This window comes from Polynucleobacter sp. 78F-HAINBA, from assembly GCF_018882325.1.
GTDB lineage: Bacteria > Pseudomonadota > Gammaproteobacteria > Burkholderiales > Burkholderiaceae > Polynucleobacter.
On the sequence record NZ_JACVOQ010000010.1, the window covers coordinates 1 to 17,423 of the forward strand.

Below are 17,423 nucleotides of genomic sequence, written 5' to 3' on the forward strand. Positions count from 1 at the left end.
TAGAAAAGGCAACTGCCTGGATAACGCCGTCATGGAAAACTGGTTTGGGATTATGAAAACTGAGTTCTTCTATCAAAAGAAGTTTGACGATGTTCAATCATTTAAAACAGAGCTAAAGGAATATATCGACTACTACAACCATGATCGGATCAAACAAAAACTAAAGGGATTAAGTCCGGTGCAATACCGAACTCAATCCCTCGTGCTAACCTAATAAAACTGTCCAACTTTTGTGGGTCAGTTCAATTAATAGGCCCTTTTTTATTACTCATTACTCACCTTTAAATGCCAAATTACTCCGGCAAAGGTACGATGAACTTTTCTCGGTAGTACTTGAGTTCCTCAATAGATTCCTCAATGTCTGCCAAGGCGGTATGAGCCTGCTTTTTGGTAAAGCCCTTTACCAACTCAGGGTGCCAACGTTTGCAGAGCTCCTTGAGGGTAGAAACATCGATATTCCGATAATGGAAAAATGCCTCAAGCTTAGGCATGTATTTGGCCATGAAGCGTCGATCTTGACCAATCGTATTGCCACACATTGGCGCAATTCCAGGTTTGATGTATTTCTTCAGGAAGGCAATGCATTCAGCTTCGGCAGTAGCCTCATCAGTTGTCGATGCCTTGACCTTGTCAATGAGACCAGAGCGTCCATGGGTACCCTTATTCCAGGCATCCATAGTATCTAATAAGGCATCCTCTTGGTGAACCACCCAAACAGGGGCAGTAGCAATCGTATTGAGGTGTGCATCAGTCACGATCACAGCAATTTCCAAAATACGCTCTTTTTCAGGGTCTAGGCCCGACATTTCCATATCCACCCAAATTAGGTGTTCATTAGCCGGCGCAGCCTTTGGTGCAGGGGTACTTGTTTTTTCACTCATATCTATAATCATCTCATGACATTCACAATTGTTTTTCTAATCGCCTTCATCGCCAGCTTTGGTCTACGCCACTGGTTATCCCAACGCCAAATTCGTCACGTTGCACTTAACCGTGATGTGGTGCCCGCTGAGTTCGCCTCTCAGATCTCCTTAGCTGAACACCAAAAAGCTGCCGACTACACGATTGCCAAACTACGCCTCGGTATTTTAGAGAATGGCTTCAGCGCACTTGTGTTGATCGGCTTCACACTCTTGGGCGGCTTACAGATTTTGAATTTCTCTCTTCTGCAGTTATTGGGAGAGGGCATTGCACAGCAAATGGCCCTATTGATATCCATTGTCTTGATCTCCGGAATTATTGACCTACCCTTCTCCTGGTACAAACAGTTTTACCTAGAAGAGCGCTTTGGTTTCAACCGCATGAATGCCAAGCTCTTTTTTAGCGACATGTTTAAGGGCCTAGGTGTTGGTGGCGCAATTGGCGTTCCACTCCTCTGGGTCATTCTCAGCTTAATGGCTCAAGCAGGTGACTTCTGGTGGCTATGGGCGTGGGGTGTTCTTACTGCCTTTAGCTTGCTGATGCAGTGGATATTTCCGACCTTTATCGCGCCTATCTTTAATAAGTTTGAAGCACTAGAAGAAGGGGCTCTCAAGACGCAAATTGAAGCTCTGTTGACGCGTTGTGATTTTGCAAGCCAAGGTCTCTTTGTCATGGATGGCAGCAAACGCAGTGCGCACGGCAATGCATTTTTTGCCGGTATGGGTAAAGCCAAGCGCATCGTCTTTTTTGATACCTTGATTGAGAAACTGAACCCTGGCGAAGTAGAAGCTGTTCTCGCTCATGAACTGGGTCACTACAAGTGCAACCATATCCGCAAACGCTTACTAGTGTCATTTGCCTTGAGTTTTGCGACATTCGCACTCCTAGGCTGGATCAGCACTCAGCCTTGGTTCTATAGTGATCTTGGTGTGATGCCCAACCCCAATGGCTATAACGGTGGCCTGGCCTTAGCGCTCTTCATGTTGGTATCGCCCGTCTTTAGCTTTTTCCTGACTCCGCTGTCGAGCTTGGCATCACGTAAACATGAATATGAAGCAGATGGTTTTGCTGCAGATAAATCTTCTGCAAGTGATTTGATCTCTGCCCTAGTTAAGCTCTATCAAGACAACGCATCGACCTTAACGCCAGATCCAATCTACACCGCGTTCTATAGCTCGCATCCTCCTGCTCCATTGCGCATTGCTAATCTCAAACGTTTTAACTGAGTAACCTGGAACATATTTAGTTAATGGAACAATTTCACGCGCTACTCACTGCCTCCTACGGAAGGCATTATTTAGCGCAACGCTTAGTCAAAGATGAGCGTGGAAATGAATCCCCTGTGGGAGAATTAATTCAGGTAAGCACTCCAGCGAAGCAGCATATTGGTGCAGTAGGTGATCGTATGCTGTTAGAGATGACATCGGCGGATCAGGCGCGCATTGTTCGTATCGAACCACGAGAAAATTTACTCTATCGATCCGATGCTTTTAAGAGTAAGTTGATCGCCTCAAATGTCGATCAAATATTAGTTGTGCTGGCTACGCAACCCGCCTTCTCGCCCGATCTTTTAGGAAGAGCGGTTGTTGCTGCAGAGACCAATCAAATTGGTTTACATATCCTCTTGAACAAATGTGATCTCAAAGATAACTTAGAGCACGCTCGCAAGATCATTGCGCCCTATGCGCGCATGGGCTATCCCGTAACAGAGGTATCCGCCAAGTTTGACGAAGCCTCCATCGAAGCATTACGCCCCGCTATCTGCGGCAAAGTGTCGGTGTTTGTAGGTCAATCTGGCATGGGCAAATCGAGCCTACTCAATGCCTGGGTTCCAAACGCAGCGGCGATTACTCAAGAGTACTCAGTTCGCCTAGATACCGGTAAACACACCACAACTGCTTGCCGCTACTTTGAGTTACCTGAGGCTTGGGGACGTGATGCCAATGGCAAATTGGGTGCTTTAATCGATTCTCCAGGCTTTCAGGAGTTTGGCTTGGCGCACATGTCAGTTAGCGAACTAGAGCATGCCTTTAGGGAGTTTCATGACTTACTAGGTAAGTGTCGTTTTCATAACTGCGCTCACCAATCTGAGCCGGATTGCGCGATACGAGAAGCTGTAGACAGAAACGAAATAGCGCCAGAAAGACTGGCGCTATTTAGGCAATTGCGGTCCGACTCAAAAACTGCCGATACGCAGATTCAGGGAATTAGCCAAGCCAAAGAGCGATGGTCAGCATTAGCAATAAAGCCATCCAAGCGATAACTAAACGCCACACCAAACCAATTGCAGAGCGCATCGTGCGCTCATTCGGCTCAAGGCCTACTTCGTAAACAACGGGCTCACCAGCTTCAGCCATACGCAATGCTTCATCGCTATCAGGCTCGCTCATAGGCTCACCCAATCGAACACCTAAGGCGCCACTACCGGATGCCAAGATTACTGCTGATAAAGAGTCAGACCATTTGCCAGTGAGGTGACGCCATGCATAAACAGCGCCCTCAAAATTACCGACAATCGCAAAGCCCATCGCTGTGATGCGTGCAGGAACCCAATCCAATACGTAGAAGAAATGACGCGCTGCTTCGCTTAAATTGAAGTCGCCTTTTTCTGACCAGCGCTGAGCAGCTGTATCAGCCAGGCGATACAAGACCACGCCCGCTGGACCCATTGGCATTAAGAACCAGAACAGCACACCAAATACATGGTGATGCGAACCAATGATGGCGCGCTCTAGTGCAAGAGAAATCACTTCAGTCTCTGTGAGATTAGAGGCATCTAATTCAGGACCATACCATTCAGCGAGCGCCAAGCGTGCTGCCGGCAAATCGTGATTTGCAATCGCCTCATGCACTAGCGTGAAAGAGTGGCTAAATTGGCGAAAGCCAAAAAATAGATACGCAATTAACACATTCCACAAGAATCCCAAAATTGGGAAGGTCACCATGAACACAACATAGAGTACAAATACTAAAAATGTTGGCAGAATGAAAGCTACCAAGCACGCCATACGAGCACCCACTGGGCTCACACCTTCTTCGGTCTTGCCACCGAATTCACCGGCGACCCAATCTAACCATCGAGCGCTCATGCGCGCGATCCAATGAGTCGAAGTTACTGGGCGATATTGCTCAGCAATGAGGGCGAAGAGAATAGAAAAGAAAGTCATACTTTTAATAAATGATAAAGGTTACGCAACATACCCGCAGTAGCACCCCAGATAAAACGATTTTCATAGGGCATTGAATAAAACCGACGACTACCCTGATCACTCTCCCAGACTCGCACTTGATGATTTGCAGGGTCCATTAAAAAATGTAAAGGCACTTCAAAAACATCCGCGACTTCAAAAGCATCTAAGGCATATTCTGCCTGAGGTTTTACCAATCCAACAACTGGCGTCACACTATAGCCCGAAACCGTTAAATACTGAGGCAAATGGCCAATGATTTCCACCCCCTGCCTATCCAAGCCGATTTCCTCTTCACTTTCTCGTAAAGCGGTGTCATTAGGACTGGAATCACCCGGATCCATCCGTCCGCCCGGAAAGCTAATTTGACCAGCATGGTCGTGTAAATGATCGGTCCTTTGGGTTAGCAGCACTGACAGTCCATCGGCTTTCAACAGTAAAGGGATGAGCACTGCTGCCTGAGTTATTTTTCCAGCGGCTTGGCGATTTTGAATAATGCCTGCCGCAATGACCTGTCGATTTTCATCGGTGATCTCTGGCTGCCAAGCAGGTGGATTCTGAAAACGACTTTTCAGATTCACTGGATGCAAATGATGGTCAACTACCCTGGGTTGATCTGCGCAGACTCCATGAATCGGAATCGCCTGCGCATCAAAGCTCAATGGAGTGGCTGCACTCAATTTTTGCTCTTGGGGTTTCTGATTCTGAGTCATTTGCTTATTTTAGGGCAATAAAAAAGGCGACCTAGGCCGCCTTCTTTTTGGATTAAAGCAAACCTTATTCCGCTACAGTCTCAGCAACTGCTTTAACTTTGCGTGCAGGAAGTTTTTCTTTAATACGTGCAGACTTACCTGAACGATCGCGCAAGTAGTACAACTTGGCACGACGTACATCACCGCGACGTTTCACTTCAATGCTAGCGATCAATGGTGAGTAAGTTTGGAATGTACGCTCTACACCTTCGCCAGATGAAATCTTGCGAACGATAAAGCTAGAATTCAGTCCGCGATTGCGCTTAGCAATCACAACGCCTTCAAAGGCCTGGGTACGCTTACGTGTACCTTCAACTACGTTTACGCCAACAACTACTGTGTCGCCAGGAGCGAAAGTAGGGAGTACTTTGTTAGCACTTAAGCGAGCAATTTCTTCTTGCTCAATTTTTTCGATCAAATTCATTATTAATCCTTAAACATCTTGTCAGCGTTTAATCCCGAGACTTTCATCAACGGACCAGACAGAGGATGCAGTTAAAACCATTTCACTAAATCAAAACACAAACACTTCATTGAAAACCATAATTACTTACAGCGTTCGAAGAAATTGCTCATCTTCTTTACTTAGCAACCCATTAGCTCTTGCTGATTTAATTAAATCAGGTCTAAGCCTTAGCGTCAGCTCTAAAGACTTCTGCCGACGCCAATCCGCTATTTTAGCGTGATGTCCGCCCAAAAGCACGTCCGGGACGGATAAATTTTCATATATTTCAGGGCGGGTGTAGTGTGGATAGTCCAAAAGACCATTAATAAAGCTATCCTGGATGGCAGATTCTCCATCGCCTAAGGCCCCTGGAATAAGGCGAATAACCGCATCCATCATGGTCATAGCGGGTAATTCACCCCCAGAAACCACAAAATCACCCATTGAAAGTTGTAAATCGACATTTCGATCGATAAAACGCTGGTCAACAGCCTCATATCGACCGCAAATAAAGGTTAAATTACCGTAATTGAGGATATCTGTCGCTATCTTCTGAGAAAAGACCTCTCCTTGGGGGGCAAGTAGACAAATTGGTCCAGAAGCGACATTTTGGGCTTGATGAGCTGCTTTAACAGCAGATACCGTGTCTTCCAATGGTTTTGCCATCATGACCATACCAGGGCCACCGCCATAGGCGCGATCATCTACAGTCTTACGGGGATCGGAACAATAGTCACGGGGATTCCAGAGATTGACACTGGCAAGACCTTGCTCACAAGCGCGTCCAGTAATACCCCACTGCGTTAAAGCAGGGAACATTTCAGGAAATAAGGTGACTACATCAAAGCGCATATTAGAAATGGAAGATCAATTACTGTTTTGCATTTGGCGCCAACTACCAGTCGGCTTGCCAATCCAAAGTAATGAGCCTGTTCGGCAAGTCAACGTTTTGGACCGCTTCTTTTACGAAAGGCACCAACTGTTTTACTATTTTGGTTTCTGGATCGCCAAGGGCAATGATTCCGTGGGCGCCGTTATCGTTGATGTCAATTACCTCACCAAGACTCTCGCCTTGAAGATTAATTGCCTTGCAACCAATCAGATCAACCCAGTAATAACTATCGCTCTCTGCTTTTGGAAATACTTCGCGTGCAACTAAGATGCGAGCACCTTTTAAAGCCTCAGCCTGGTCACGATCAGTGATGCCATCTAAAGCAATCACTACGGTACCGCTATGCATCTTGGCCTGCTTCACCTTGTACAGCTTTAATGATGCCTGCTCATGAGACGCAGCGACACCCGCACTCCGACGAGGAATGAGAGATAACCAAAGTTCTTTGCTAGATAAGAGCGCTACTGGATCGGAAGAATGAGGGCGAACCTTAATCTGACCCTGTAAGCCTTGAGCATCCTGAACTGCACCGAGCTCAATCAAATCATCTAGGGAAGGTGTATTCATATTGAAGCCACCTCAACTCCCCAAATAACACTACAAGTAAATTCTGCTACCAAAGACTTCATCGCTAAGAAAAAGTCTTTGGATTTGAAGTCTTTAGACCGCAGGATTGTTTTTGATCAAACGAACTACTGTTGGAGAGATCTGCGCGCCAACACCAGTCCAATAGGTCAAACGATCTTGAGCAATACGCATTGCTTGCTCTGTCGCTGCTGCCTGTGGATTGAAGTAACCAATACGCTCGATAAAGTTCGAGTCGCGACGATTGCGCTTGTCTGTAGCCACGATGCTATAAAAAGGGCGCTTCTTTGAACCGCCGCGTGCCAGTCGAATGACGACCATACTTATTCCTTAAAATCTAAAATGAAAACAGGTTGATTACAACCCAATGAAATTACTACAAAATCTTGGGCTCCAACTAACTGAGCAAATTAACAAAACAAATGCACGGTATAGCGGAAAACCTCATATTCTAGACGAAAACCCCTACTTGATCCACCTATTTAAGCGGGCACCCTTTTAGCTTCAACAGTAGAATAGAATCCAGCAGTTCATAAAATAATTATTAAAAACAATAACTTACAGAAATACCACCATGAAAACTGCCATTTTTAGCCCCTCAAGAGGCCCTATAAAGCGCTTTTTTCTCATTCTTTCTTGCCTTGGCTTAGGTTTCTTGACCGCCTGCGCCAATGTCATTCCACCCTGCAATGCCAAAACTAGCCCTCCAAGCAGTGAATTCAGAAATACCAAATGGGAGTTAGTACGCTGGAATCTCGCACCCAATGCCAAAGGTGAGGTTCGTGCCCGACAAATCCCTCAGGGCGACAATAGCAACCCAATCCAAATCATCTTTGATGCCAATGGTGAGCGTGTGAACGGATCTACAGGCTGCAATCGCTTTACCGCTCGCATTACTGAAGATGCCCGGGGCTTTACATTGGATCAAATAGCCGCCACAAAGATGGCCTGCACACCACAACGCATGGAGCTAGAGAATGACTTTCTCTATGAATTAAATGATTACCGCTCGATTGTGCGCAATGGTGATCAACTCTTAATGATTGGCGCGGATCGTGAAGTTTTAAGCTTCATACAAAAAAATAATTTATCAAAATAAAATATCTCACCATTGCAATACAAGTTCATCACTGAAAGTCCGCATGAAAAAATACAAACTCCTATTCTGCTCACTCGGATTATTTTTTCCCGGGACTGGCTTGAACTGTTTTTATTTACAAGGATTTAAATCCTTCTGGGGATGGGCCCAACTATTTTCATTCGTTGGTGGAATCGCCGGCTGGTTGATCCTCAAAGATACGCACTTCCACTCCGCACCGGGCTGGGTTCTCATCACCTTCGGCTTCATCACCCTTGAGGCAAGCTGGTTAACCACCATCGCTTATGGCTTACGGGCTGATGAAAAATGGGATGCCCAATTTAATCCAGGTTTAGAACCTAGCCGAGCAACTCAATCTGGTTGGCCTGTTGTGCTGACAGTGATTTTTTCTTTGGTATTTGGTGCAGGCGTCATGATGACCTTCTTGGCAATTGCATTTGAACAATTCTTCATTTCCCAACTCCAAGAAGCAAGAAAGCTATCCCAGTAATGCGGATAGCTTTTTGGATGGCGGTGGCAGTTTTTTAAATCTTAAAACTGCTCCGCCGTTAGTGCATTAATGGAATGACCGCTCTCTAAGATCGAAGTTGCCAGAGCTTGCGATTGTGGCAATAGATTTTCTGCAAAGAAGCGTGCAGTAGCAATCTTGGCATCATAGAAATTAGGGTCACCGGCACGCAACTCCTGCGCAGCCAATAAAGCGCGTGCCATTTGCCAGGCGCCCAATACCAAACCACATAAACGCAAGTAAGCAAAACTGCCTGCATAGACTGCTTTGATATCCGTCTTAGCATTCGCCACGATATATACAACAGCGGATTCAAAAGCTAAGCGAGCTGGCGTTAATTGCTTCAACACTGCTTTTGCATCTGCGGTCCCACTGCTTGCGAGATCCTTTTCAGTTTGCTGAATTTTTTCTGAGAACAGCTTTGCAGTTGCACCGCCATCACGTACTGTTTTTCTGCCAATCAGATCATTTGCCTGAATCGCTGTGGTGCCTTCATAGATTGTCAGAATACGGGCATCACGATAGTGTTGTGCTGCACCTGTCTCCTCAATGAAGCCCATGCCACCATGAACCTGCACGCCTAAACTGGCAACCTCAATCGACATCTCAGTTGAGAAGCCTTTCACAATCGGGACCAGGAATTCATATACCGCTTGGTTCTGCTTGCGAGCCGCCTCATCAGGAGATGCATGCTGCGCATCGTATGCAGCTGCGGCGTAATACGCCAAAGCTCTAGAAGCTTCAATGTAGCCACGCATAGTCATCAGCATGCGCTTTACATCAGGCTGATGAATGATTGCTACAGGGCCTGGAGAGCCGGCCAGATCGCGACTCTGAACTCGGTCTTTCGCATACTGGACTGCCTTTTGATATGCGCGCTCTGCAACCGCAATACCTTGCATACCTACTGCAAATCGAGCTGCGTTCATCATGACGAACATATATTCAAGGCCGCGATTTTCTTCGCCAACTAAGTAGCCGACTGCGCCACCATGATCACCAAATTGCAAGACCGCAGTTGGGCTGGCCTTAATGCCAAGCTTGTGCTCAATTGAAACACAATGAACATCGTTACGCTCGCCTAGTGAACCATCCGCATTCACCAAGAACTTCGGCACTACGAATAAAGAGATGCCCTTCACCCCTTCTGGCGCATCTGGCGTTCTTGCCAATACGAGATGGACAATATTCTTTGCCATGTCGTGCTCACCATAGGTGATGTAGATCTTGGTACCGAAAATTTTGTATGTGCCATCAGCATCCGGCACGGCACGAGAACGAACCATCGATAAATCGGAGCCTGCTTGAGGCTCAGTGAGGCACATGGATCCAGTCCACTCCCCAGAGATCATCTTAGGCACATAGCGCTCTTGTAACTCAGGGCTTGCTGCAGTTAATAAGGCCTCAATTGCACCATCGGTCAGCGTCGGACACAAAGCAAATGACAAGCTAGCTGAATGCACCATCTCAAAGCAGGCAGTAGCAATGAGTTTAGGCAAACCTTGACCACCAAACTCCGCAGGGTGCACAACACCCTGCCAACCTGCTGCAGCAAATTGTTCGAAAGCCCCTTTAAAGCCTGGCGCAGTTGTTACAACTCCATCCTTTAGTGAACTAGGACTTTGATCGCTAGGCCAGTTCAATGGTGCTACAACGTCTTGATTAAATTTGGCAGACTCCTCCAGAATCGCTGGCGCCAAATCCACATCAGCACCGGCCTCAGCGTAGGAGGGATAAGAAACAACCTCAGATAGCCCCGCTAGTTCGTTCATCACAAATAGCATGTCTTTAACTGGGGCTACATACGGCATAAGTATTCCTATAAATCAGAGGTGAAGATGGTTAAAAAGATATCTTGAATCGCCTTAACCGAGTAAGTTAGTCAATTCAGGAACGGCGGTATTTAAATCCGCAACCAAACCGTAATCAGCAACACTAAAGATTGGCGCTTCAGGATCTTTGTTAATCGCTACGATTACCTTAGAGTCTTTCATGCCCGCTAAATGCTGAATCGCACCAGAGATACCTACTGCGACATATAACTGTGGAGCAACGATCTTGCCAGTCTGGCCGACCTGATAGTCATTCGGAACATAGCCAGCATCTACTGCAGCACGTGATGCACCAAGTGCAGCGCCAAGTTTGTCAGCCAAAGGCACAACAATCTCTTGATACTTCTCGCCAGAACCTAAACCACGACCACCGGATACGATAATTTTGGCAGCAGTGAGCTCGGGACGATCTGACTTAGTAAGTTCACGACCCACGAAAGAAGATTTACCAGAAACTTCAGTAGCCGCTTGCTTTTCTACTGCAGCTGATCCACCGCTTGCAGCGACCGGATCAAATCCAGTAGTACGGACCGTAATCACCTTAACTGGATCGCCAGACTGCACAGTAGCAATCGCATTGCCCGCATAAATCGGCCGCTCAAAAGTATCAGGTGAGACAACCTTGGTGATATCCGATAACTGCGCTACATCTAACTTAGCGGCAACACGTGGCAATACGTTCTTACCATTGGCAGTTGCTGGCGCCAAGATGTGGCTGTAACCATTAGCAATAGAGAGAATCTGAGCAGCTAGTGGTTCAGCTAATTGATCAGCTAAGGTCGGGGCATCCACCTGAATTACTTTGCGTACTCCAGCAATTTGGGCTGCGGCAGAAGCAGCGGCATCAGCACCACTACCAGCTACCAATACATCCACCTCAGGGGAGCATTGGAGGGCTGCAGCTACCGCATTGAGCGTAGCTGCCTTTAAAGATTGATTGTCGTGTTCAGCAATAACGAGTGCGGCCATTTAAATCACCTTCGCTTCATTTTTAAGTTTATCTACCAAAGCCGCTACATCAGCCACCATTACACCAGCAGAGCGCTTTGGCGGCTCTTCTACTTTGATAGTTTTAAGGCGTGGAGCAATGTCAACACCCAGCTCTTCAGGCTTCACAATTTCCAAAGTCTTCTTCTTGGCTTTCATGATGTTTGGCAAAGTCACATAACGTGGCTCATTCAAACGCAAGTCAGTTGTAATGACTGCAGGCAAAGTAATGGCAATAGTTTCTAAGCCGCCATCTACCTCGCGAGTTACGCTCGCCTTACCGTCTGCAACGACCACTTTAGAGGCAAAGGTTGCTTGTGGAATATCCATCAAGCTCGCCAACATCTGGCCAGTCTGATTGCTATCGTCATCAATTGCCTGTTTACCCAAGATCACGATCTGCGCTTGTTCTTTTTCAGAGAGCGCCTTAAGAATTTTTGCAACTGCTAAAGGCTGTAATTCAGCATCGGTTTCCACCAAGATAGCGCGATCTGCACCAATCGCCAATGCAGTACGCAGCGTTTCTTGACATTGCGTTGGGCCAGCAGAAACGACTACTACCTCAGTTGCTACACCAGCCTCTTTTAGTCGAACTGCTTCCTCAACTGCAATCTCATCAAATGGGTTCATGCTCATTTTGACGTTTGCCAGATCAACACCAGAGTTATCTGATTTCACCCGAATTTTGACGTTGTAATCAACAACGCGTTTTACTGCCACTAAGATTTTCATGCTGGATTCTCTATTTTTGAGTAACTTTTCTATTATACCCGTCTAAGCCCTACTAAGGCTAGACGTCGATTGCTGAAGCGGATCCCGCCTGCTTGCGCAATTCAAACTTCTGAATCTTGCCAGTAGAGGTCTTTGGCAGCTCGCAGAAAACAATCGCCCTTGGAACCTTAAATCCAGCCAAATGTTGCTTGCAATGGGCAATGATGTCAGCCGGCGTCACTTCCATGCCAGGCTTAATTTCTAAAAAGGCACAAGGAGTTTCACCCCACTTAGGATCAGGCTTCGCAACAACCGCCGCGGCTATTACTGCAGGGTGGCGATAGAGAACATCCTCAACCTCTACGGAAGAAATATTTTCACCGCCAGAAATGATGATGTCTTTGCTGCGATCTTTCATCTTGACATAGCCATCAGGGTTCATCACCGCTAAGTCGCCTGAATGAAACCAACCTCCCTCGAAGGCCTCTTTGGTTGCCTTCTCATTCTTGAGGTAACCCTTCATGGCGATATTGCCCTTAAACATGATCTCACCCATCGTCTCGCCATCAGCGGGAACGGGTTCAAGGGTTTCAGGGTCGAGAACGGCGATCGCTTGTTGCATGTGATAACGAACACCTTGGCGGGCATTAAGGCGAGCTCTCTCACCAATATCCACTTCATTCCACTCATCCTGCTTTACACAAACCGCTGCCGGACCATAGACTTCAGTTAAGCCGTAGACGTGTGTCAAATCAAATCCAAGCTTTTCCATGCCCTCAATGATCGAAGCTGGCGGTGCAGCACCAGCAATTAAGCCCTTCACGCCAGCAGGCACTCCCTCTTTTAATTCATCAGGGGCGTTCACTAATAGGTTATGCACAATCGGGGCGGCGCAGTAATGCGTGACAGCGTGTTCTTTGATAGCAGCAAAAATATGTTGTGCATCCACGCGACGTAGGCAGACGTTAATGCCGGCACGTGCAGCCACTGTCCATGGGAAACACCAGCCATTGCAATGGAACATTGGAAGCGTCCAAAGATAAATGGGGTGCTTGTTGATATCCCAATCCAAGATATTAGAAACAGCATTAATCGCTGCGCCGCGATGGTGATACACCACGCCCTTCGGATTGCCGGTTGTTCCCGAGGTGTAATTCAGGCAAATCGCTTGCCATTCATCCGCAGGGACTTGCCATGCAAATTGAGGGTCTCCTTCAGATAGGAATTTTTCATAAGTAAGCTTGCCAAGCTTTTCGCCAGGAACATCAAATTCTTTTTCCTCAACATCAATTACTAAAAACTCGCGCCCACTTTCTTTCTTGGCGATCTCGAGAGCTTTTTTCATCACCCCAGAAAATTCTGGATCCACAATCACGACTTTTGCTTCGCCGTGATTCAACATAAAAGCAACTGACTCCGGATCAAGACGTGTATTCAAGGCATTTAATACCGCCCCTGCCATCGGAATACCAAAATGCGCCTCAACCATGGGCGGCGTATTGGGCAACATCACAGCAACTGTATCGCCTAGGCCAATACCATGCTTTTGCAAAGCGCTTGCAAAGCGACGGCAACGCTCATAAGTCTGACTCCAAGTCTGACGCAATTTGCCATGAATGATTGCCAAGCGATCCGGATAGACTTCAGCTGATCGTTCAAGAAATAATAGTGGAGTGATCGGAGTGAAGTTCGCTGGGTTACGATCTAAACCCTGCTCAAAAATATTAGTCATGCGTTCCTTGAATATTGCTCTTTTTTTAATCTAAATTTCGATGACATTTAAATGTCAGCAAGCGCCTTGACATGAGCCACTACGCTACGACCCAAAGCGGAAAGGTTGTAACCACCCTCCAAGCAGCTGACAATGCGGCCTTGCGCGTATTGGTTTGCAATCACCTTAAGCTGCTTGGTAATCCAAGCATAGTCGTCTTCTACCAAGCCCATTTGCCCTAAATCATCCTCACGGTGAGCATCAAAGCCTGCAGAGATGATGATGAGCTCTGGCTCAAAATCTCTCAGACGTGGCAACCATTGCTCTTCTACTATCGAGCGCACTACATCTCCTCGAGTTGAAGCTGGCAAAGGGACATTCACCATGTTGTTTGCCCCGTCTAAACCGCTATATGGATAAAACGGATGCTGGAAGAAGCTACACATGAGGACATTGGGGTCATTAAAAAACGCTGCTTCAGTGCCATTACCGTGATGCACATCAAAATCGATGATGGCTACACGTTCGATGTCGTATGTCTCCATCGCATAGCGCGCAGCTACTGCGACGTTATCAAACACACAAAATCCCATAGAGCGGGTTGGCTCTGCATGGTGACCAGGAGGGCGAACTGCACAAAACACATTTTCAACCTCGCCCTTCATCACCGCATCAACACCTGCGATAGCGGCACCCGCTGCACGTAGCGCAGCGCTCCAAGTGTGCGGGTTCATAATGGTATCGCCATCGAGCATGAAATAACCACTCGCTGGTGAGCGCTCTTTAACAAAGGCAATATGATCTGGGCTATGAACCAACTCCAACTGATCTTCAGTTGCTAGCGGCGCATCGAGATGGTGCAGAAAGCGATCGATGCCACTACGAATGAGTTGATCATTGATTGCCTGAATGCGCTCTGGGCACTCGGGATGATGACTACCCATCTCATGTTTTAAAAAATCTGGATGAGTTATGTATCCTGTTGTCATTACTAGAAATCCTCAATAGCAAAACTATAATTTTTATAATCTAATAAAACCTGCCAACCCTTCAAAAACCCATTTTTTTATCCATGAATTTTCGCGTCTCCTACCTTGCTTCAATACTGTTCATAGCACTACTGCTTGGCGCTTGCTCAAGCACTCCCATCCAGCAAGTTAGCCCTACAGAGACTATCGTAAACCAGTCTGAGGATGCCGCCATAGAAGCCCGTTTTAGCCAAAACCTCAATCAATTAATCACTCAAATTGCCCAAACCCAGGGAATCCCTCAGGCAAGCCTTGAATCAGGCTTCTCAGATGCTAAAACGATTCCGTCCATACGCAAATTGGTGTTACCCCCATCGGGCACCTTTAAAAAGAATTGGGTGGCCTATCGCAAGCGTTTCATTGAACCGGTTCGCATCAAGGCCGGCAAGGCCTTTTGGGAGCAAAACCAGGCCTACTTGACCAAGGTTGAACAAGAATCAGGGGTTCCAGCCGAAATCATCGTATCCATTATTGGGATTGAAACCATTTATGGCCGTCAAACTGGAAATTTCCGGGTAAAGGATGTACTTTCTACATTGGCCTTCAGCTATCCAGATACTCCCAACAAAGCCAGCCGAGAGCAACTCTTTAAAGACCAGCTTAAGGAACTCATCCTCATGTGCTGGACCGAGGGTGGCGGCAACTTGCCCGCCAACAATAGCAAGCAAGGATTGAACCAAACTCGCTTTAATGCCTGTTTAAATCAGAACAGCTCTTATGCGGGCGCCATTGGCTTACCCCAGTTCATGCCAAGTAGCATTCGCAGCTTTGCAGTAGATGGTGATGGCGATGGGCATATTGACCTCAAGCAGAGCTCTAAGGATGCGATTGCTAGTGTGGCTAACTTTATGAGAAAACATGGATGGCAACCGGGAATGCCGATTTACTTCCCTGTGCAGGAGGGATCCATTAGTGAGGCAAGAGCCCTAGCTGACGGTGAACCTCAGCTGAAATACTCAGTTCAAGAACTCATCGCAAAAGGCATCTTGAGCAAAGATCAAGGCGATCTTCAAGCAGGTGGAGTTGAGCTACAAAGCAAGGCGCTCATTGTCGACCTTCCCTACCCCGATAAAGATGGCAACGATCAGGTTCGTTATGTAGTTGGTTTAAATAATTTCCTGACAATTGTGCAGTACAACCGCAGCTACTTTTACGCACAAAGTGTTGCTGAGTTTGCAGAAGCACTGGGATACAAGAACCAAAGTGTGGTGCCTGTAGCTTCAACTAAAGCGAAGCCAGAAGTAAAGTCAGGTGACGCGGTTAAGTCCAAGCCCAAGAAGACTGCTAGCAAGAAAAAACAAAAGCAGACTTAATCAACTTCCAGCTAAATATCTTACGCCGGAAACACTCCGGTGGACAGATAGCGATCACCACGGTCGCAGACGATAAATACAATCGTTGCATTCTCTACCTGGCGAGCGATACGCAAGGCAACAACTAAAGCGCCACCAGCTGAAATCCCACAGAAAATACCCTCTTCAGCAGCAAGGCGACGAGCCATCTCTTCAGCATCTGCTTGGCTCACATACTCAATGCGATCAACCTTATCACCTTGATAAATCTTCGGCAGGTACTCTGGAGCCCATTTACGGATACCCGGAATTTGTGAACCTTCCTCCGGTTGAGCGCCAATAATTTGGATATTGGGATTCATGGACTTCAGGTAGGTAGAAACTCCAGTGATTGTTCCGGTGGTTCCCATCGCTGAGATGAAATGGGTCACTTGACCATCCGTATCACGCCAGATTTCTGGACCAGTAGTTTCGATGTGAGCGCGTGGGTTATCCGGATTCGCGAATTGATCAAGCAATCTACCGCGACCCTCTTTTTGTAATTGCAGCGCATAGTCACGGGCAAATTCCATGCCACCAGAAGCCGCCGTCAAAATTAATTCGGCACCATAAGCAGCCATACTTTGTCGACGCTCAATACTCTGATTCTCAGGCATGACCAAAACCATCTTATAGCCCAACATCGCAGCAGTCATCGCCAAAGCAATGCCAGTATTGCCGCTGGTAGCCTCAATGAGAGTGTCACCAGGTTGAATTTCGCCACGCTCTTGGGCGCGCAGGATCATCGACAGCGCAGGCCGGTCTTTCACCGACCCCGCTGGATTATTACCCTCCAACTTTCCTAAGATCAGATTATTTTTGGAATCATTTTCTGCGCCAGAAATGCGTTGCAAACGAACCAGGGGTGTATTACCCACAGTCTGTGAAATAGTTAAGTAAGAAGGTGTGCTCATGAAACCATTTTAGCCATAAGCTAGCTTAGACGTAAAAGGGTTTAATTTCGGCGACTTGGTTCCGGACGATCCGAAGGATGGCGCGAACCACTTTGACTGCGTGAGCCACGTCTGCTAGCCTTGGAGCCCTCTTTATTAGTCCTGCCGTGAGGTTCACGAAAAGAGCTGGGTGCCTCAATGGTTAAACCGTTATCCACCATCTTTTCTACGGATTTCATGCCGATGCCGCGCACTCGCTTTTGCAAATCATTAGCATCCTGAAAATGTCCGCCATCCAAACGCTCAGCAATAATTGTTTTTGCTTTTGATGGTCCGATTCCTTTAATACTCTCTAACTCAGACTGAGTTGCGGTATTGACGTTGATTGGTGAAGCGGCAGCCAATCCTGAGACAGCTACAAATACTGAAAATACCAAAGACTTTAATAATTGATTCATTTAATCTCCATCGGTTAATAAAAAATCCACTCACACAAAGTGCAAGTGGATCAGTTACAACGAGTAAAGATTCAGTCGGTTG

General features: G+C 46.9%; 20 protein-coding genes. 6 read left to right on the forward strand and 14 right to left on the reverse strand.

The features are described from left to right. The coding region (locus ICN11_RS09265; protein ID WP_216230144.1) for an IS3 family transposase at positions 1 to 214 on the forward strand (214 nt) is incomplete at its 5' end. A 79-nt stretch (positions 215 to 293) separates the two neighbouring features. On the opposite strand, the gene orn is transcribed toward ICN11_RS09265, so the two are convergent. After that, positions 294 to 881 carry an oligoribonuclease gene (gene orn / locus ICN11_RS09270; protein ID WP_216230145.1) on the reverse strand — a complete coding sequence of 196 codons (588 nt, stop codon included), beginning with the start codon at positions 879 to 881 and terminating at the stop codon, positions 294 to 296. Between the two features lie 15 nt (positions 882 to 896). On the opposite strand from orn, the gene ICN11_RS09275 reads away from it, so the two are divergent. Together ICN11_RS09275 and rsgA are read left to right on the forward strand one after the other, a co-directional pair. After that, on the forward strand, positions 897 to 2,147 hold the full coding sequence (locus tag ICN11_RS09275) for a M48 family metallopeptidase (protein WP_216230146.1): 1,251 nt from the start codon (positions 897 to 899) through the stop codon (positions 2,145 to 2,147). A 23-nt stretch (positions 2,148 to 2,170) separates the two neighbouring features. Continuing rightward, positions 2,171 to 3,184, forward strand: a complete 1,014-nt coding sequence (gene rsgA / locus ICN11_RS09280) for a ribosome small subunit-dependent GTPase A (protein WP_216230147.1) — start codon at positions 2,171 to 2,173, stop codon at positions 3,182 to 3,184. Here rsgA and ICN11_RS09285 read toward each other — a convergent pair. The 6 genes from ICN11_RS09285 to rpsP form a co-directional block, all read right to left on the reverse strand. Then, positions 3,129 to 4,088: a CobD/CbiB family protein gene (locus ICN11_RS09285; protein ID WP_216230148.1), complete on the reverse strand. Its 960-nt coding sequence runs from the start codon at positions 4,086 to 4,088 to the stop codon at positions 3,129 to 3,131. The two genes, rsgA and ICN11_RS09285, sit on opposite strands and share 56 nt — an antisense overlap. Continuing rightward, complete coding sequence (locus tag ICN11_RS09290) at positions 4,085 to 4,822, reverse strand: CoA pyrophosphatase (protein ID WP_216230149.1); 738 nt, start codon at positions 4,820 to 4,822, stop codon at positions 4,085 to 4,087. Before ICN11_RS09290 ends, ICN11_RS09285 begins: the two co-directional genes overlap by 4 nt. A gap of 64 nt (positions 4,823 to 4,886) precedes the next feature. Beyond that, positions 4,887 to 5,285: a 50S ribosomal protein L19 gene (rplS, locus tag ICN11_RS09295; RefSeq protein WP_215375214.1), complete on the reverse strand. Its 399-nt coding sequence runs from the start codon at positions 5,283 to 5,285 to the stop codon at positions 4,887 to 4,889. Between the two features lie 126 nt (positions 5,286 to 5,411). Continuing rightward, positions 5,412 to 6,158 carry a tRNA (guanosine(37)-N1)-methyltransferase TrmD gene (trmD, locus tag ICN11_RS09300; RefSeq protein ID WP_216230150.1) on the reverse strand — a complete coding sequence of 249 codons (747 nt, stop codon included), beginning with the start codon at positions 6,156 to 6,158 and terminating at the stop codon, positions 5,412 to 5,414. A gap of 43 nt (positions 6,159 to 6,201) precedes the next feature. Next, positions 6,202 to 6,765: a ribosome maturation factor RimM gene (gene rimM / locus ICN11_RS09305; protein ID WP_216230151.1), complete on the reverse strand. Its 564-nt coding sequence runs from the start codon at positions 6,763 to 6,765 to the stop codon at positions 6,202 to 6,204. Positions 6,766 to 6,858: 93 nt separating this feature from the next. After that, a complete protein-coding gene (gene rpsP, locus ICN11_RS09310) occupies positions 6,859 to 7,104 on the reverse strand; it encodes a 30S ribosomal protein S16 (protein WP_011902362.1) in 246 nt (81 codons plus the stop codon). 253 nt (positions 7,105 to 7,357) lie between these two features. On the opposite strand from rpsP, the gene ICN11_RS09315 reads away from it, so the two are divergent. Continuing rightward, a complete protein-coding gene (locus ICN11_RS09315) occupies positions 7,358 to 7,882 on the forward strand; it encodes an META domain-containing protein (protein WP_216863183.1) in 525 nt (174 codons plus the stop codon). A gap of 43 nt (positions 7,883 to 7,925) precedes the next feature. Next, a complete protein-coding gene (locus ICN11_RS09320; protein WP_216230152.1) occupies positions 7,926 to 8,372 on the forward strand; it encodes a hypothetical protein in 447 nt (148 codons plus the stop codon). A 41-nt stretch (positions 8,373 to 8,413) separates the two neighbouring features. Here the strand turns inward: ICN11_RS09320 and ICN11_RS09325 are convergent, their stop codons facing one another. From ICN11_RS09325 to ICN11_RS09345, 5 genes are read right to left on the reverse strand one after another with little or no spacing between them, the layout of a single operon-like run. Then, positions 8,414 to 10,201: an acyl-CoA dehydrogenase gene (locus tag ICN11_RS09325; RefSeq protein WP_216230153.1), complete on the reverse strand. Its 1,788-nt coding sequence runs from the start codon at positions 10,199 to 10,201 to the stop codon at positions 8,414 to 8,416. A gap of 54 nt (positions 10,202 to 10,255) precedes the next feature. After that, the gene (locus ICN11_RS09330; protein ID WP_216230154.1) at positions 10,256 to 11,191 is read right to left on the reverse strand and encodes an electron transfer flavoprotein subunit alpha/FixB family protein; all 936 of its coding nucleotides are present in this window, start codon (positions 11,189 to 11,191) and stop codon (positions 10,256 to 10,258) included. After that, the gene (locus ICN11_RS09335) at positions 11,192 to 11,941 is read right to left on the reverse strand and encodes an electron transfer flavoprotein subunit beta/FixA family protein (RefSeq protein WP_216230155.1); all 750 of its coding nucleotides are present in this window, start codon (positions 11,939 to 11,941) and stop codon (positions 11,192 to 11,194) included. Positions 11,942 to 11,999: 58 nt separating this feature from the next. After that, positions 12,000 to 13,652: an acyl-CoA synthetase gene (locus tag ICN11_RS09340; RefSeq protein ID WP_216230156.1), complete on the reverse strand. Its 1,653-nt coding sequence runs from the start codon at positions 13,650 to 13,652 to the stop codon at positions 12,000 to 12,002. Between the two features lie 47 nt (positions 13,653 to 13,699). Further along, positions 13,700 to 14,620, reverse strand: a complete 921-nt coding sequence (locus ICN11_RS09345; protein ID WP_216230157.1) for a histone deacetylase family protein — start codon at positions 14,618 to 14,620, stop codon at positions 13,700 to 13,702. A gap of 83 nt (positions 14,621 to 14,703) precedes the next feature. On the opposite strand from ICN11_RS09345, the gene mltB reads away from it, so the two are divergent. Beyond that, complete coding sequence (gene mltB, locus ICN11_RS09350) at positions 14,704 to 15,972, forward strand: lytic murein transglycosylase B (protein ID WP_216230158.1); 1,269 nt, start codon at positions 14,704 to 14,706, stop codon at positions 15,970 to 15,972. 20 nt (positions 15,973 to 15,992) lie between these two features. Here the strand turns inward: mltB and cysM are convergent, their stop codons facing one another. Both cysM and ICN11_RS09360 read right to left on the reverse strand, forming a co-directional pair. Continuing rightward, positions 15,993 to 16,904, reverse strand: coding sequence for a cysteine synthase CysM (cysM, locus tag ICN11_RS09355; RefSeq protein WP_216230159.1), 912 nt, complete (start codon positions 16,902 to 16,904; stop codon positions 15,993 to 15,995). Between the two features lie 41 nt (positions 16,905 to 16,945). Then, a complete protein-coding gene (locus ICN11_RS09360; RefSeq protein WP_216230160.1) occupies positions 16,946 to 17,341 on the reverse strand; it encodes a helix-hairpin-helix domain-containing protein in 396 nt (131 codons plus the stop codon). Positions 17,342 to 17,423 lie beyond the last annotated feature (82 nt).